This is a genomic window from Hymenobacter volaticus (assembly GCF_022921055.1).
GTDB lineage: Bacteria > Bacteroidota > Bacteroidia > Cytophagales > Hymenobacteraceae > Hymenobacter > Hymenobacter volaticus.
Genome location: NZ_CP095061.1, coordinates 864,741 through 881,220 on the forward strand (window position 1 = coordinate 864,741; position 16,480 = coordinate 881,220).

Below are 16,480 nucleotides of genomic sequence, written 5' to 3' on the forward strand. Positions count from 1 at the left end.
CAATTCAAATGCCGTGGTGCGCAAAGTGAACAGGATACTTGCAAACAAGACGCTCCAATTTACATGACTTCCCTTGGGATAGGTAAACAGAAACAGGCTCCTTTGGCGTCAGAGCCAACAGAAGCTGGAAAGAACACTTACTTAGTTTGCTGCCCCTCAGCAGATTGTTTGCAAGGGGGGAGATAAATTATATCGTAGAATGATATATTTATACTGAGAAAACGGCTGCGCATTTCTATCCCTTTTTGTCGTTCGACATGCGCCTGCTGCTAGCCAAGGGCAACTAGTAAACCCTGCGGCGGAGGCCTTGTGAACGGCTTGTGAGTGGACTGACAGTGTATATCTGTGCGCCTATGAAAGCTTTATTTTTACTGCTTGGGGCTTTTCTGATTCTAACCGGGGTGGCGTCGGCACAAGCTAGTGCCAACTCGATTGTGACCTTACAGCAGATGCCCGCCGAGGGGATTCTGCTCGACCAAGGTTGGCGGTTGCAGGCTGGCGACAACCCGCGCTGGGCGTTGCCAAGCGCCAACGAGCAGCAGTGGCAGCCCATCGACCCGACACTTAGTTTACACCAACTGCCCCAGGTGCAACGAGCCGGTACTGGGTGGCTGCGGCTACGGTTCCGGGTTAGCCCCGAGCTGCGGCAGCAAGCACTGGTGCTACGCATAAGCCAATATGCCGCCTCGGAAATCTACCTCAACGGGCGCCTGCTGCGCCAATACGGTACGCTCAGCGCCGACCCTACCCAGGTACGGCCGTACTGGCCCGATGACGAGCCAATTGAGTTACAGCTAAGTGACCAAGCCGAGCAGGTACTGGCCGTGCGTTTTGCTACTTGGCCCCGCTTCGCGTTGTTCAGCGACTTTTTTGTGCCGTTGTTTTTTCAGGCCCGGCTGGCAGGTATCACGCAGGTTGTGCAAAGCAACCAGCTGGAGGCAACCTACAAAACGTCGGATATGCTGCTCTTCGGTGCTTTTTTGTTGTTGAGCGTCTTGCACTTAGCTTTTTATCTATACAATCCTGCAGAGCGTGCCAACTACTTTTTCACGCTATATACGCTGGCCGGCGCCATCAGCTTTGCGTGCACAGGCTTTCTGGATGAGGTGCGCAACATGGATACGCGAATTGGGGTTGATATTCTTTCCTATGTGTGCTTGCAAACGGGGGGCATCTTGGTGGTCAGGGCGCTGTATAGCCTTTTCAATGTGCCAATCGGATTTGTTTATCGGGGTTTATGGGTCATAAACTTCCTGAGTTTATGGCTGCTCACCTTTGTCAGTCAGTTTAGCTGGTACCCTACCGTGGGGTTTATGCTGCTGGTTACGGCCGAACAGCTCCGGCTAACGCTAGGCGCTTTGCAGCAAACCAAGCAGGCCGCCGGTATCATTGCCACCGGGTTTGCTATTTCCTTGGTTTTGCTGTTGCTGTATGGCTTTATCGGCCGCTACAACGAAGACCTATTGCAACTCAAGGTAATGTCGTTGCCGCTGCGGACTATCCTTACTTTCCCAGTGTTCCTGAGCCCCGTACTGGCTATTTCGCTGTACCTAACGCGCCAGTTTGCTTGGGCGAGCCGGCTCTTGGAAATTAAGCTCAACCAAGTGCGGAATCTTTCCCAACAAATGCTGGAGCAGCAACAAGAAAAGCAACTACTGTTGGCGCAGCAAAACGAAACACTAGAACGCAAAGTACAGCAACGCACCGCTGCCCTCCAGAAAACTCTGCACAACCTGCAAGCCACCCAAAACCAACTAATTCAACGCGAAAAAATGGCCAGCCTTGGCGAGCTGACGGCCGGCATTGCGCACGAAATACAGAACCCGCTCAACTTTGTTAAAAACTTCTCGGAGGTAGCCACCGAATTGCTCTCGGAGCTGAAAGACGAGATGCTGACGGCCCAGACGGCACCCCAGAAAACTTTTACCTGCGACTTAGTAGGCGAACTTACCGAGGTGTTAGAGAAAATCCACCATCACGGTTACCGGGCCGGCTCCATTGTGCAGGGCATGCTAGAACACGCCCGCATTGGCACTGGCGAACGGGCTTTAACGGATTTGAACGCCCTAGCCGACGAATTTATGCGTCTCAGCTACCAAGGGCTGCGGGCCAAGAATCCTACTTTCAGTGCCAAGCTAACCACCGACTTCGACCCCGACTTGGGCTTGATAGAAGTTGTGCCGCAGGATATGGGGCGCGTATTGCTCAACTTGTTCAACAACGCGTTTTATGCTGTATGCAAGCGCCAAGCTCAGGAAACAGCCGATTACAAACCCGAAGTGCTGGTGCGCACCGTCCGCTGTAGCAATGCCGTGCAAATAATAATTCGCGACAATGGCACGGGCATTCCAGCCAATATTGTGTCGAAAATCTATCAGCCGTTTTTCACCACCAAGCCCACCGGCCAAGGCACCGGCCTCGGGCTCTCGTTGAGCTACGACATCATCACGAAGATGCACAAAGGCAATCTGATAGTGGATACGCAGGAAGGCCAGTACACCGAATTCACGGTGAGTTTGCCCGCCGATGAGCTAACCTGCGACCTGCCAGCCTACCAGATATAGAACGGCTCGCGCACGTGCGCTGTTTTGGGTGGCAGGTAGTGGATTATCTGAAGGTAGTTTTCGACTTTCTTTCTTTTGTACGCTGGCAGCCCCTAACTTGGGGCCGTAGCTGGAAAGAGAACGGTGGCCAATGGCTCCGGTCTGGCAAAGCCAACCTGCTGACGTAGAATCCCTGTTTCCCGTTTATATTCTTTTCTAAATCAATGGCTGAACAAACCCTTACTGGCCTGCGGGCTGGCGTCCTGCACGGCGACGAAGTGCAAGCCCTGTTCGAAGTGGCCAAGGCCAATGCCTTTGCACTGCCTGCCGTCAACGTGACGGGCACCAACACGGTAAACGCCGTGCTGGAAACGGCCGCCGCGGTCAACTCCCCGGTTATCATTCAGTTCTCCAACGGTGGCGCTCAGTTCTTTGCTGGCAAAACCATTCCTAATGGTGACCAGCGGGCCAGCATTGCCGGCGCCATTTCGGGCGCTCAGCACGTACACCTCATGGCCGAGCTCTACGATGTGCCCGTGATTCTGCACACCGACCACGCCGCCAAAAAATTGCTGCCCTGGATTGACGGCCTGCTCGCCGCCGGCGAAAAGCACTATGCGCAGTACGGCCAGCCCCTCTACAGCTCGCACATGCTCGACCTGTCGGAGGAGCCGATTGAAGAGAACATCGAAATCTGCAAGCGCTACTTGGAGCGCATGAGCAAGATCGGCATGACGCTGGAAATCGAGCTTGGCGTAACAGGCGGCGAGGAAGACGGCGTTGATAACTCCGACGTGGACAGCTCCAAGCTCTACACCCAGCCCGAAGAGGTAGCCTACGCCTACGAGCAGCTAAGCGAAATCAGCCCTCGCTTCACCATTGCAGCGGCATTTGGCAACGTGCACGGTGTGTACAAGCCCGGCAACGTGAAGCTGCAACCCGTAATCCTGCACAACTCGCAAGAGTTCCTGCGTCAGAAGCACAACATCGCCGAAGCACTGCCCATCAACTTTGTGTTCCACGGCGGTTCGGGCTCTAGCCAAGAGGAAATTCGGGAGGCCATCAGCTACGGCGCCATTAAAATGAACTTGGACACTGACTTGCAGTGGGCCCTGTGGCAAGGTATCAAAGACTACTACGTGAAAAACGAAGGCTTCCTGCAAAGCCAGATTGGTAACCCCACCGGTGCCGACTCGCCCAACAAGAAGTACTACGACCCACGCGTGTGGCTGCGCAAAGGCGAAGAAACCTTCGTAGCTCGCCTAAAGCAGGCCTTCGAAGATCTGAACGCCAACAACCGCCGCTAGAAAGCGGTCAAACATAAATGAAATGGCTCCGAAAACGCAGGTTTTCGGAGCCATTTCATTTATGTTTAAGCTATGCGGTTTTCCTAGCCTAGCCCTTTTTCTAATATACCCGTCATGCTGAGCGGAGTCGAAGCATCTCGCTAGTGTGGTAAATCATTTTACTATTTCTGTGTCAGCACGCGAGATGCTTCGACTCCGCTCAGCATGACGTTCTATTAGTGATGTTCTGATAGGACTATTAGGCATTTCCTTGGCTAAAAGAAAGGCTAGCTCTTTCTTCTCTAACTTCTTGACTGCGGTTACCGTACCATTTACTCGTATCGCGCTACGCTTGGCTGGCCGAAGCTGAAGTCGCTGAAATCGTAGTAGGGGCGGGAGCTTTCGTAGATGCGGTAGCCGCTATTGGTGGTAAGGCCGCGCGGATAGTAGCCAAACAGAATCTGGAAGGCGCGGATAGGCGTGTATTCGTTGCGGAAACGGACGCCTAAGCCGAAGCCCGTGTAGGGCTTCTCGTAGATAGGCAAAGTGCGTTTGGAGCGGGTATTGAGCCAGGCCGCATCGGCAAAAATTACGCCGGCCAAACGAAAGCCAAGAAACGAGAGCGGAGTGTAAACGGTCGTTTCATAGTTTAACACCAACCGGCTGGTGCCGCGTAGGTCGCTGGCCGATTTGAAACCACGTAGCCCTCTTTCCCCCTCAATAGAAAGCGGAAGGTCGCTGGAAAGCCGGTTGATGCCAATGGCCGAGCGGTTCCAAAAAAAGTGCCGCCACTGGTAGTTGCCAGCGTGGTAGAGGCGCGTGAAATACAACACTTCGGTGCTGACCAGGCCCTGCTGCCAAGAACCCGTTGAGGGCCGCATGTAGGAGCCGAACTCGCCACTCAGGTACAAATACCCTTTGCGCTGACTGAAATTAGCCGTTGAAATTCGGGCGCCATAATAGTTGCGATGGTCTTGGTCGTTGAGTTCGTAACCTAGCGTGGCACTCAGCAACGTACCCGTCGGAATGTCCTCAGTACGACCAAAGCCGAACAAATACTTGTCTTTGTAATAGCGCCGCACACTATACCCAACGGTACCCAGGAAGGCACTCGCATTAAGAAAGTCGGGGTTAGGGCGCACGGTGTGGTAAGTGCGCAGCAAACGAGCCGACAAAATCATGCGGCCGGGGTTTTCGTAGCCTAAGTCGTAGCTGCGCAGTGGGAGGGAGCGGCCAACCCACAGGTCTTGCGTATTGTAGCTGATGGGGAGTAGTCGGGCTCCTGCCCATTAGGAGGTGGATTGAGCACCAGCCGGTACCGGTAGGTGTTCAGCGACAGTGCCCCGGCATACTTGGTATTAATAGAATAGAAGTCCCGGCTGACCGTAATGCCACTAGAATGGTTTTTGTATTCGTTGCGGTAGCGCGCCTCGCCGTATATAAAATTCCGAAACGGGATGCGGTAGCTACCTATGTAGCGCCACGATTGAGGCTGATTGCGCCCAAACTCGTATTCGTTGCGGAACTGGTGGCCCTGACCCAAAAAGTTCTGGTCGCGCAAGCCAATAGAAGCCGCGCCCACCCCGCGTACTTCCAGCGAGCCACTCAAGCTGAACACGTCTTTGGTGATGATTTCTACATCGACGCTGTCGGCGGTGCTGGTGCGCTCGTTCACGAATACGCGGGCGTCCACTAGTTCGTCGGTTTGGCGCAACAAACGCTCGGATTCGGCCAGGGCTTGTGGTTCCAATTCCCTGCCTACTTTAAACAACAGTAATTGGCGCACCCGGGCCCGGGAGGTTTTCATGTGGAAGGCGTTGCCAGTCTTCTCTAGAATGTTGCGCGGTACACGAGTGGTGTCGGAAATGCTATAACCGAACGCCGTGAGGGTTTGGATATTGATGCGCCGGACGATTTTGTAATTGTGCCGGTCGTATTGGCGGTCAAGTAGGGCCGCGTCGAGACCTGCTTGGTCTTCGTGGCGAGGCGTGAAGTTGAAGAGCACTGCCGCGGCTTTACCGGCAATAGTTTTGCGCTTGGTGTACGCCTTCAGACCGTTGAGCAAACGCTCCTGGTCGAAGCGGCGGCGCAGGGAATCGGTGCTGACGGCGGGGCGGCTGGTGGTATCGGTCGGCTCGATTATGCGAGTGGTATCGCGGGGCACGCCGGTCTGGGCTAGTGCGGGCAGTGCCCCAAGCCACAAGAACGCCCACACCAAAACCACATATTTCATAACAGAGACCCCCGCCCTTGCAAGTTACGGTGTTCCTAAGAGGTTTTCCACACGCGAATCGTTGCAGAAAGCCAGTAAAACAATGCCAAAAGCGGCGTTTTCCTTCCGATGGAAGGAAGATCTGAAGTAGGTCATTTAGTGATCTTGTTCAGATTCCTCCTGTGCCGCAACAACAATGTTTTTATCTAATAATTTCATTAGAAATACTCGGCCGTTGCGGAACATTTCTAATGAAATTAGTCTTGAGGTATAGTGCATATCTCAGCACAAGCCCCTATTTTTAAGCCCAGATACAGCCCGATGAACGACCAGCGCATTCAGGAAAAGCTAAGCATTTTGGCAGACGCCGCGAAGTACGACGTATCGTGCTCCAGCAGCGGTGGCAAGCGCAAAAACGAATCCAAGGGCCTCGGCAATGCGGAAGGAATGGGCATATGCCACAGCTACACCGAAGACGGTCGTTGCGTGAGTCTGCTCAAGATTCTGCTCACCAACCATTGCATCTTCGACTGCGCTTACTGCGTGTCTCGGAAAAGCAATGACGTGAAACGCGCTGCCTTTACCGTGGACGAAGTAGTGGATCTGACCATGAACTTCTACCGTCGTAATTACATCGAGGGGCTGTTCTTAAGTTCCGGTATTTTCTCGTCGCCCGACTACACCATGGAGCGCCTCGTGCGCATCATCAAGAAGTTGCGCACCGAGCACAATTTCAACGGCTACATCCACGTGAAAGCTATTCCGGGCGCCTCGGAAGAGCTGATTCAGGAAGCGGGTTTGTACGCCGACCGTCTGAGCGTGAACATTGAGCTGCCCTCGGATATGAGCTTGCAGAACCTCGCGCCAGAAAAGAACTACGAGGAGATACTGACCCCGATGGCGCAGATTCGGGACGGCATCACCAAAAACAAAGAAGAGAAAGCGCTTTTCAAGAAAGTACCGCAGTTTGCCACTGCCGGCCAGAGTACGCAGCTCATTGTGGGGGCTTCGGCCGAGAATGACCTCGAAATCATCAACCTGACCGACTCGCTCTACAAAGGCTACGGCCTGAAACGCGTGTACTATTCGGGTTATATCCCGTCACCGACGATGCCCGCCTGCCCCAGGTGACGCAGCCGCCGCTGATCCGGGAGCACCGCCTCTACCAGTCCGACTGGCTAATGCGCTTCTACGGTTTCCAGGCCGATGAAATCTTGGACCCAGCCCACCCTTTCCTTGATCTGGAAGTGGACCCCAAGCTGGCGTGGGCCTTGCGCAACCGCCATGTGTTTCCGGTGGACGTGAATACTGCTGACTACGAGATGATTCTGCGCATTCCCGGCGTAGGGGCTCGTTCGGCGAAGCGCATTGTGGCCGCCCGGCGGTTTGCGCCCATCACCCTCGACCACCTGCACAAGTTTGGCGTGGTGCTGAAGCGTGCCAAGTTCTTCCTCACGTGCCGGGGACAAGCCCTGGAGAAGCGTGATTATGACGAGCAAACCATTCGTCGCCAGATTCTATTTGGTGCGGGTTCGGTGCGGTCGGCTCTTGTTACTCAGCAACTCGACCTTTTCGCTCAGGCCTCTTAGAGGCTTGGGCGGTAGAGGTTGGTTTTTGGGGCGTTGACAGGAAGAAAACTAAAACGTTCTTACCCCTAACTGCTTGAAAACAAACCACTATTAACCAACTTCTACCATGACCATTTCTCATCGCGCTACCGACGCGTCGGTTGCCTCCCTCGAAGCTTCGAAACCAACTAAAGTGGCCCGTATGGCCTGCTGCTGCAAGCTTTCGGACTTGCTACCGATTGTGCAGCAGATTCACCGTGAAGCAGCGCACGCCAATGCTGCTCAAACCAGACAGCAGTCGGAGGCGGCTTGAGCCTAGCTCGACCATAACCCTGCGCCTGGTTGTGGTGTACGTCGTAGCATGGCTTTCGAAATCGAGCATCACTATGTCCGTACCAACGGCATCACGCTGCACGTAGCGCAGTGCGGCCCCATCAATGGGCCCTTGGTTGTTTTGCTGCATGGCTTCCCTGAATTCTGGTACAGTTGGCGCAAGCAGATTCCTGTGCTGGCAGAAGCTGGCTACCGCGTGTGGGCGCCCGACCAGCGCGGCTATAATCTCAGCGAGAAACCGAGGGGTGTATCTAATTATCAGATAGATAAGCTCGGCGCCGATGTTATTGGCTTGCTTGATGCAGCCGGTCAGGCCAAGGCTGTTATTATTGGCCATGATTGGGGGGCGGCGGTGGCGTGGTGGCTAGCGGCTCGTTACCCGGCTCGGGTGGCGCAAGTTGCCATTCTGAACGTGCCACATCCGGCGGTACTGTTTCGTGCCTTAAGCAAAGCGCCGCAGCAACTGCTTAAAAGCTGGTATATCTTCTTTTTCCAGTTGCCGCTGCTGCCAGAAAAGCTGTTTCGGCGTAAGGAGTACCGATTCGGACGTGAGTCGTTGCGGGAAACCAGCCGCCCAGATACGTTTTCCTCATATGATCTGCAGCAATACGTGCGAGCGTGGGCGCAACCAGGTGCCCTCACGGCCATGATCAATTGGTATCGGGCGTCGTTTCGTAAATCGCGCCGAGTAGGCAGAGTGGGGCGTATCACGGTGCCCGTACGGTTGCTATGGGGCAGAAGGATGCTTTCCTGGTACCCATATTGGCGCGTCTGAGCCTATCTATGTGTGACAAAGGCGAGCTAACCTATTTCAAGGAAGCAACGCATTGGCTTCACCAGGAGGAACCGAAAGTTGTGAATAAGCTGCTACTGGAGTTCCTACAACAAGGAAAGGAACAGCCGCAGAGACAAACAGTGTAGCGTCCCTCTTTTGTAGGAGAGGGGCGCTACACTGTTGACCTTTTCTTGTTAGCAAGCGTACAGTATTCCGAACCTAGTCCGTACTTGATGAGCCGTTCCCTTACGCCTTACAACCGTGGTAAAGCTGCTGTTGCCGCCAGCACCGAGGCAACACCCCGCCCCACGGCACCAGCGCTTACCAATGCGCCGCTGGATTATGCGTACGATGGTTCGTTTGAAGGTCTGCTGTCCGTATTGTTTGCCGTCTACGACCGGAAGGCTGCGCCCAACAGCATTCAGCCGCTTGGAGAGGTTCAAGGGGGCTTGTTCGCCCAGCCCGTCCAGATTGATACCAACGAAGCTACCGCCACCCGCGTGTGGGAAGGTCTGGTTCGGCATATGGACAAAGAGGCGCGCACCCGGCTCTACCATGTATTTCTGAGCGAACAACCCGACCGGGAATTGCTGATCTTCCGCTATGCTGATTTGGCTATGCGCTCGGCCCGCGATATTTCGGAAAACTACGCCGACGACAACGTCCGCCGGGTGGCGCATATCGCGCAGCAAATGTACCGGGAGAAGCACCGCATGGAAGCCTTTGTACGCTTCGAGAAAACCAGCGACAACCTGTTCCACGCCACCATCGACCCGGATTTTGATGTGTTGCCGCTTATCGCGCCGCACTTCACCAAGCGCTACGCCGACCAACGTTGGTTGATCTTCGATAAGCGCCGCCGCTACGGCCTCTACTACGACCTGCACCGCACCGATGTCGTGCAGTTTGAAACCACTGCCCCGCAGCGCAACACCGATATATCGGCTACCGTGCTCGACGAGCGGGAGCCGCTGTTCAAGCTGCTTTGGCAGTCGTATTTCGACCACGTCAACATCCCGGAGCGCAAGAATATGAAGTTGCACCGCCGGCATATTCCATTACGGTATTGGCGCTACCTCAGCGAAAAGCAGCCGCGGGAACAACGCTTTCAGCCTATCAAGAACAAGAAGCCGCCTGGCCAAGTGTAAGCCACTCTGTTAGCAGAGTGGCTTTTATTTTATCCCATGATAGCTAGCGGTTATTGTGCTTAGCCCGTATTATTCCGAGCGAAGAGGTGCAACGCGGCTAGGCTTGCTTTGTCATTGCATGTAGGTACTGCGGTGTTCAAAGCACACATTGAACGATGCTGTGGCTTTGCGGTGCCTGTTCAGTTGGTTCGATTTTGTAGAAGAAGTATTGTAACGCTGAAGTATTTTCTGGTTGGAAATAGTTTTCTGCTGGTCTGATTCGAGAAGATTTGATAGCCTATTAAGCTTGTTTACTGATGTGGATTGTACGGTTGGCGCTGGCGCGTCCTTACACGTTTGTGGTCATGGCCCTGCTGATTTTGCTGAGCGGCATCATGACCATTCGTACGATGGCGGTGGACATTTTTCCGGAAGTGAATATTCCCGTGGTGGGAGTGGTCTGGACGTACTCGGGCATGAGCCCCGAGGAAATGAACAAGCGCATCTTGGTGGTGAACCAGCGCGCCTACACTACCACCGTCAGCAACATCGAGCATATGGAATCCCAAGCCCTGAAAGGCGTGGGCATCATCAAAGTGTTTTTCCAACCGGGTTCCGACCCCGCGGCGGGCGTGGCCCAACTCACGGCCATTTCGCAAACCATCCTGCGGACTATGCCACCCGGCATCACGCCGCCCAACATCATTCGGTATTCGGCGTCCAACGTGCCCATTGCGCAGGCTAGCTTATCGTCGGAAACTCTCGGTGAGTCAGACCTATACGACGCCAACAACGCGTTTATTCGGCCGGGTTTAGCCATCGTGAAAGGTGCGTCGTTGCTGCTGCCCAACGGTGGCAAGCCCAAGCAGATCATGGTGGACTTGAATCCTGGTGCACTAGCCGGCAAGGGTTTATCGGCCAACGACGTAGTAACGGCCATCACCAGCCAGAACATCATCCTGCCCGCTGGCTCCGCCAAGATTGGCAACCGCGAATACGATGTGCGCCTCAATAGCAGCCCCGAGGCCATTGCCACGCTCAACGACTTACCCATCAAGGAAGTGAACGGCGCTACCGTGTATGTGCGCGACGTGGCCTTTGTGCACGAAGGTGCCGCCGTGCAGCAAAATATTGTGCGGCAAAACGGTCGGCGTACCGCCTTTGTGCCCATTCTCAAGAGCGGCGGCGCCAGCACGCTCGATGTCATTGAAGGCATCAAGAAAGCCTTGCCCAACGTGCTAGCCAACGCCCCACAAGGCCTCGACCTGAAGCTGCTGTTCGACCAGTCGTTTTTCGTGCGGGCCAGCATCAAGGGCGTTATCATCGAGGCGTGTATTGCGGCGGCCCTCACCGGCCTCATGATATTGCTGTTCCTCGGTTCGTGGCGCTCCACGCTCATCATTGCCCTGAGTATTCCGCTGTCTATTCTGGTCAGTATTGTGGTGATGAAGCTGCTCGGCCAAACACTCAACATCATGACGCTAAGCGGCCTGTCGTTGGCGGTGGGGATATTGGTGGATGATGCAACGGTGGAAATCGAGAACATCCACCGCAACATGGCCATGAAGAAGGGGCTGAAACGTTCGATTTTGGATGGGGCGCAGCAGATTGCCACGCCCGCTCTGGTGGCCACGCTAGCTATTTGCATTGTGTTCGTGCCGGTGTTTTTCTTGTCGGGGGTGGCGTCATATATCTTCACGCCGCTAGCCATGGCCGTCATTTTCGCCATGCTGGCTTCCTATCTGCTTTCCCGGACGCTGGTACCCACCATGGTGCAGTTTCTGCTGCGCAAAGAACTACCCATCTACCACGCCGAAGGGGCGGCGCATTTGCCCACCGAGCAAGTGCGCGACGGCCATACCATAAGCGAAGCGGAAGCCCGGCTTAGCCAACTTCGCCGCGAACAGCTAGAGCGGGAGCACCCCACCTTAAGCGCCGAGGAAGAAGACGAACACCCCATTACCGACGCCGATCGGGAAGCCGCCAAAGGCATCGAGAAAAGTTGGGTGTGGCGCATCCACAAAGCGTTCGATCACCGATTCGAGAAGTTCCGGGAAGGCTACCGTGACGCGCTAGATTGGGTGCTGAATCACCGCCGAATGGTGGTACTATGCTTTGCGGTGCTGTTCATTGGGTCGGGCTGCTTGTACCCATTCATAGGGCAAAACTTCTTTCCGAAAGTGGATGCTGGCCAGTTGCGGATGCACATTCGCGCCCCCACCGGCACCCGCTTAGAGGAAACCGAGGTCCGCTTTGCGCAGGTGGAAAAAATTATCCGCGAGGTTATTCCGGCCGAGGAACTGGACTTGGTGCTAGATAATATTGGGCTGCCCGTAATAGCGCTGAACTTGCTGATGGGCGACAACCCCGTGATTGGGGCCGGCGACGGTGAAATTCTAGTGTCAATGAAAGAAGAGCATGGGTCGACTGCCGAGTACATCACCGAAATCCGGCGGCGCATCAACAAGCAGTACCCCGATTTGATGGTGTTCTTTCAGCCCGCGGACATCGTCAATCAAACGCTGAACTTTGGCCTGCCTGCCCCCATCGACATTCAGGTGACCGGCAAGAACATAGAAGCCAACTATAAGATTGCCGCCAAAATCAAGCAGCAAATGGCGAAGGTGCCGGGCGTAGTCGATGCCTTCGTGTACCAAGCGTTCGACCTGCCCCAAATGCGCCTCGATGTGGATCGGGTGCGGGCACAGCAAGCCGGCCTCTCGCAGCGCGATATTGCCAACAACGTGCTAGTCAACCTGTCTTCGAGCACCCAGACTACGCCCAACCAGTGGCTGAACCCCAAAACGGGCGTTAACTACATTGTGGCCGTGCAAACGCCGCCGAGCCAGTTGTCTAGCCTAGACGAGTTGAAGACCATTGGCATCACGGGTCCTTCGCAACTGGCGCCTCAGTTGCTTAGCAGCTTTGCTACCACCCGTCGCACCACCACGTCTGCCCTCGCCAGCGACTACAACATCCAGCGTGTGATAGACGTGTACGCCAGCGTGGAAGGCCGTGACCTAGGCGGCGTGGCCACCGACATGAACAAGATTTTGGAGGAAGCCCGCAAGGACCTGCCCAAAGGCACTACTATCACCGTTCGCGGGCAGGTTGACAGCATGCACACCTCGTTTATTGGATTGGGTATCGGGCTGGTGGGGGCTATTGCGCTGGTGTATTTGCTGATGGTTGTGAACTTTCAGTCGTGGCTGGATCCGTTTATTATCATCATGGCCTTGCCGGGTGCTATGTCGGGCATACTGTGGATGCTGTTCGTGACGCAAACTACCTTCTCCGTACCGTCTTTGATGGGAGCCATTATGTGCATTGGAGTGGCTACGGCCAACAGTATTCTGCTGGTCACCTTCGCTAACGAACGACGCGAAGAAGAGCCGGACCTTTCGCCGCGCGATGCCGCGCTTGATGCTGGCTTCACCCGCCTGCGCCCCGTACTGATGACGGCCCTGGCTATGACCATCGGTTTGCTACCCATGGCCTTGGGCCTCGGAGAAGGTGGCGAGCAAAATGCCCCGCTCGGCCGAGCCGTAATTGGCGGTTTGTTGCTGGCTACCGTTACCACCTTGTTTTTTGTACCGATTATGTTCAGCTACTTGAAGCAACGTGAGTTGGATTCAACTCGCAAAGAGGAAAAGCAGCCAGCGCGAGCCTTGGCATAATACCCTAATTGAAGGGCGCTGAATAGTAGCCGTGCATTAAAGATTACCTTCTCGATGGCCTTACAATCGGACGACATCATAACCTCTCAGCCTACCAACAACCATTCGGCCCCGCCCCGGCGCCAGGACACCCCGTTGCGGAGGAGCCAGCCGCCAACAAGCCTAGAGGGAAACGCCGGTTTTGGGTGGTAATCCTACTGATTGCGCTGGTATTCGGAGGGCTTTTCTTGCTTGGGCTGCTGCCCCGGTTGAAAGCCAACAAAGCGCGCGAACAAGCAAGTACCGCCTCCGCCAATGCAACGCCCGTTGTGAGCGTGCAGGCCGCGCAGGCCGCGCCCGATACTGTGCGGGTGGAATTGCCGGCTAATACTGTTTCCAACCACGAAACATACCTCTTCGCCCGTACCAATGGGTTTGTGCAGGCCTGGTACGTAGACATAGGCACCCGCGTAAAGCGTGGCCAACTGCTAGCTCGTATTGCCACTCCGGAGCTCGACCAGCAAGTGGTTGAAGCCCGAACCAGCCTCGCCCTAACCCGCACCAGCTACGACCGTCTGCGGAGCGTGGACATGCCCGGCGCCATTTCCAAACAGGAACTCGACGAAGCACAAGCTCGCTACAACGGCCAACAGGCCGCCGTGCAGCAACTCTTAGCCTTGCGCAATTTCCGCGAGGTGCGCGCTCCGTTCAGTGGCATCGTGACCCAGCGCAATGTGGAAGTGGGCGCCTTGGTTTCAACCAGCAACGCTGAGGGCACGCAGTTGTTCAAAGTAGAGCAAACCGATACGCTACGGGCCTTCGTGAATGTGCCGCAGAACTACGCCACGGCTATCAAGGCGGGTCTGGTTGCCGAGTTGATTGTGCCAGAATTCACCAACCGCACTTTCCGGGGGCGCGTATCGAGGGAGGCCGGCGCCCTTAGTTCCGATACCCGCACGTTGCTGACAGTGGTCAAGATTCCGAATCGGCAGCAGTTGTTGCGGCCGGGCGTATTTGGCCAGATTCGGTTTGAACTGCCGCGCACGTCACCTAGCGTTATTATCCCAGCCAATTCGCTGGTGCCGGGCGGCACCGACACCCGCGTGGTGATGATTAAAGACAAGAAAGTGCATTATCAACCCATCGTGGCTGGCCGCGATTTTGGGGCGCAGGTGGAAGTGCTGGAGGGCTTGAAAGGTGGGGAAATGCTCGTTATCAACCCCGCCGAAACCTTGCAGGAAAACGAAACGGTAGAAGCCCGAAAAGCACCTGCCGCCAAGAAGCCCGATACGCCCGCCGGGCCCAAAGCCCCCGAACGCCTCTACGACCCGGACCGCCCGCGTATCTCGTCGCCGGTAGGAGAGGGGGCGAGCAAGTAAGTTGGGGTGCTATGTATTGTTTGCTGCTGACGGATTGCGCATGAGTTTTTTAACTGCTTGGTATTCTCTTGTTCGTTGGACTTGGGTGTTAGGACTAGCTTCGGTAGTCTTCAGTGGGTGCGCCCGCAGACCGCAGTATCAGCCGCCCACGGTAATTGCTCCCGCCGCCTGGCAAAACAACCAAAACCCGAACGGAACTCCGGTGGCCCAACCCGCGGCCCCTGCTAGCCCTGCCCCGCCCCAAGCGGCCCCGGCGGTTTCCGCCTGGTGGGCGCTCTTCAATGATCCGGTACTGAGTGCGCTAGAACAACAGGCCCTCACGGGCAACTTCAACGTGCGTGCCGCTGCCTCCCGTGTGGAAGAAGCTCGCGCCGCTGTGCGCATAGCTGGCTCCTACCTAAAGCCCGACGTGACCGTGACGCCCCAAGTGTACCGCAGCCGCTTGTCGGCGTTGCGGCCAGTACAGTTTCCTAATGCGCAGGTGGTAGGGGTAAGTCAAAAGCAGTTCTACATTCCCATCAATGTCAGCTACGAGGTCGACGTGTGGGGGAGACTTCGGCGCGACATTCAAGCTAGCCAAGCCGAGCAGCAGGCCTCCGAAGCCGATTTGCGCACCGTGCAGCTCACCCTCACCACCGATGCTGCCAGCTACTACTACAGCATCCGCGGCCTCGACGCCGACCTCGGCGTGCTCGATAGTACCCGCGAAGCCCGCGTCCAGAATCTGAAATTGGTGCAAGCCCGCTACAAAGCCGGTGTGGACAACGAAATAGGTGTACGCCGCGCCGAAACCGAGTTGGCCAACGTAGACGCCAGCCGGATAGAAGCGCAGCGCCAGCGAGCCCGCTATGTGGCGGCTCTGGCCACCATATGCGGGCAGCCGGCCAGTAGCTTCGTCCTGGCATCTCGCCCCACTGACCTGACTGTGCCGAGCGTGCCAGCGGGGGTTCCAGCCGCTTTACTTGCTCGCCGCCCCGATTTGCAACAAGCCGAGCGCCTCCTCGCCGCCGCCGATTCCCGCGCCGAATCGGCGCGCTCGGCCCGACTCCCAACAGTGCAACTCAACGGCTATATCGGTCCGCAGAGCGCGCAGCTAGGGGAATTGACTCGACTCAGTGAAAGCTACACCTACTACATCGGGGCGGGTGTGGCCATTCCGATCTTCAACGGTGGCCGACTCAGATCGAACGAGGAATTAGCCAAAGCGCGCACCAATACGGCCTCGGCGCAGTATCAGCAAACGGCTCTTGTGGCTTTTCAGGAAGTTGAAACGGCCTTGGCGGATGTACAGCAAAGTGCTGCGCAACTAGCAGCTCAGCAGCGGGCCTTGCGTGCCGCCCGCCAAGCTGGTTTGCTGACTAGAGAGCGGTACAACCGCGGCCTTACCAATTACTTTGAAGTAGTTGATGCCGACCGCCAAACGTTGGAGGCGGCTCGGCAAGCAGTGCAAACCCAAAGCTTCCAGTTCCAATCAGCCATCCAACTCGTGAAAGCTTTAGGCGGCGGTTGGGAGTAAGAGTAGCAATACGGACTACTATATCCGATCAATTACTTACCACATGCGTCTCATTCCGAGCAACGCCAGGAGTCTACACTTTCCT

10 protein-coding genes and 1 pseudogene are annotated in these 16,480 nt (G+C 55.8%); 9 read left to right on the forward strand and 2 right to left on the reverse strand.

What is annotated here, in order from left to right; all coding sequences use genetic code 11:
* The first annotated feature begins 353 nt into the window (after window positions 1-353).
* Both MUN86_RS03835 and fbaA read left to right on the forward strand, forming a co-directional pair.
* A complete protein-coding gene (locus MUN86_RS03835) occupies window positions 354-2,564 on the forward strand; it encodes a sensor histidine kinase (protein ID WP_245121950.1) in 2,211 nt (736 codons plus the stop codon).
* Window positions 2,565-2,767: 203 nt separating this feature from the next.
* A complete protein-coding gene (gene fbaA, locus MUN86_RS03840) occupies window positions 2,768-3,850 on the forward strand; it encodes a class II fructose-bisphosphate aldolase (protein ID WP_245121952.1) in 1,083 nt (360 codons plus the stop codon).
* A 311-nt stretch (window positions 3,851-4,161) separates the two neighbouring features.
* Here fbaA and MUN86_RS03845 read toward each other — a convergent pair whose 3' ends face one another.
* Window positions 4,162-5,010 (reverse strand): hypothetical protein, encoded by an 849-nt coding sequence (locus MUN86_RS03845; protein ID WP_245121955.1) that lies wholly within the window; start codon window positions 5,008-5,010, stop codon window positions 4,162-4,164.
* A 20-nt stretch (window positions 5,011-5,030) separates the two neighbouring features.
* Window positions 5,031-6,062 (reverse strand): BamA/TamA family outer membrane protein, encoded by a 1,032-nt coding sequence (locus tag MUN86_RS03850; RefSeq protein WP_245121958.1) that lies wholly within the window; start codon window positions 6,060-6,062, stop codon window positions 5,031-5,033.
* A 300-nt stretch (window positions 6,063-6,362) separates the two neighbouring features.
* Between MUN86_RS03850 and MUN86_RS03855 the strand changes: the two are divergent.
* From MUN86_RS03855 to MUN86_RS03885, 7 genes and pseudogenes are all read left to right on the forward strand, one after another.
* A pseudogene (locus tag MUN86_RS03855) lies at window positions 6,363-7,630 on the forward strand (putative DNA modification/repair radical SAM protein).
* Between the two features lie 106 nt (window positions 7,631-7,736).
* Window positions 7,737-7,922, forward strand: coding sequence for a hypothetical protein (locus MUN86_RS03860; RefSeq protein ID WP_245121960.1), 186 nt, complete (start codon window positions 7,737-7,739; stop codon window positions 7,920-7,922).
* 48 nt (window positions 7,923-7,970) lie between these two features.
* Window positions 7,971-8,717 (forward strand): alpha/beta hydrolase, encoded by a 747-nt coding sequence (locus MUN86_RS03865; RefSeq protein ID WP_245121963.1) that lies wholly within the window; start codon window positions 7,971-7,973, stop codon window positions 8,715-8,717.
* 233 nt (window positions 8,718-8,950) lie between these two features.
* Window positions 8,951-9,865 carry a TIGR03915 family putative DNA repair protein gene (locus MUN86_RS03870; protein ID WP_245121966.1) on the forward strand — a complete coding sequence of 305 codons (915 nt, stop codon included), beginning with the start codon at window positions 8,951-8,953 and terminating at the stop codon, window positions 9,863-9,865.
* Between the two features lie 296 nt (window positions 9,866-10,161).
* Complete coding sequence (locus MUN86_RS03875) at window positions 10,162-13,521, forward strand: efflux RND transporter permease subunit (RefSeq protein WP_245121968.1); 3,360 nt, start codon at window positions 10,162-10,164, stop codon at window positions 13,519-13,521.
* 185 nt (window positions 13,522-13,706) lie between these two features.
* The gene (locus tag MUN86_RS03880; RefSeq protein ID WP_245121971.1) at window positions 13,707-14,879 is read left to right on the forward strand and encodes an efflux RND transporter periplasmic adaptor subunit; all 1,173 of its coding nucleotides are present in this window, start codon (window positions 13,707-13,709) and stop codon (window positions 14,877-14,879) included.
* A gap of 40 nt (window positions 14,880-14,919) precedes the next feature.
* On the forward strand, window positions 14,920-16,395 hold the full coding sequence (locus MUN86_RS03885; RefSeq protein ID WP_245121973.1) for an efflux transporter outer membrane subunit: 1,476 nt from the start codon (window positions 14,920-14,922) through the stop codon (window positions 16,393-16,395).
* The last annotated feature ends 85 nt before the right edge of the window (window positions 16,396-16,480 follow it).

Excerpts from the sequence above, each read along its gene's own strand:
- MUN86_RS03865 (WP_245121963.1), top strand. The coding sequence starts at position 7,971 with ATGGCTTTCGAAATCGAGCATCACTATGTCCGTACCAACGGCATCACG.
- MUN86_RS03875 (WP_245121968.1), top strand. The coding sequence starts at position 10,162 with ATGTGGATTGTACGGTTGGCGCTGGCGCGTCCTTACACGTTTGTGGTC.
- MUN86_RS03870 (WP_245121966.1), top strand. The coding sequence starts at position 8,951 with ATGAGCCGTTCCCTTACGCCTTACAACCGTGGTAAAGCTGCTGTTGCC.
- MUN86_RS03885 (WP_245121973.1), top strand. The coding sequence starts at position 14,920 with ATGAGTTTTTTAACTGCTTGGTATTCTCTTGTTCGTTGGACTTGGGTG.
- fbaA (WP_245121952.1), top strand. The coding sequence starts at position 2,768 with ATGGCTGAACAAACCCTTACTGGCCTGCGGGCTGGCGTCCTGCACGGC.
- MUN86_RS03845 (WP_245121955.1), bottom strand. The coding sequence starts at position 5,010 with ATGATTTTGTCGGCTCGTTTGCTGCGCACTTACCACACCGTGCGCCCT.
- MUN86_RS03860 (WP_245121960.1), top strand. The coding sequence starts at position 7,737 with ATGACCATTTCTCATCGCGCTACCGACGCGTCGGTTGCCTCCCTCGAA.
- MUN86_RS03850 (WP_245121958.1), bottom strand. The coding sequence starts at position 6,062 with ATGAAATATGTGGTTTTGGTGTGGGCGTTCTTGTGGCTTGGGGCACTG.
- MUN86_RS03835 (WP_245121950.1), top strand. The coding sequence starts at position 354 with ATGAAAGCTTTATTTTTACTGCTTGGGGCTTTTCTGATTCTAACCGGG.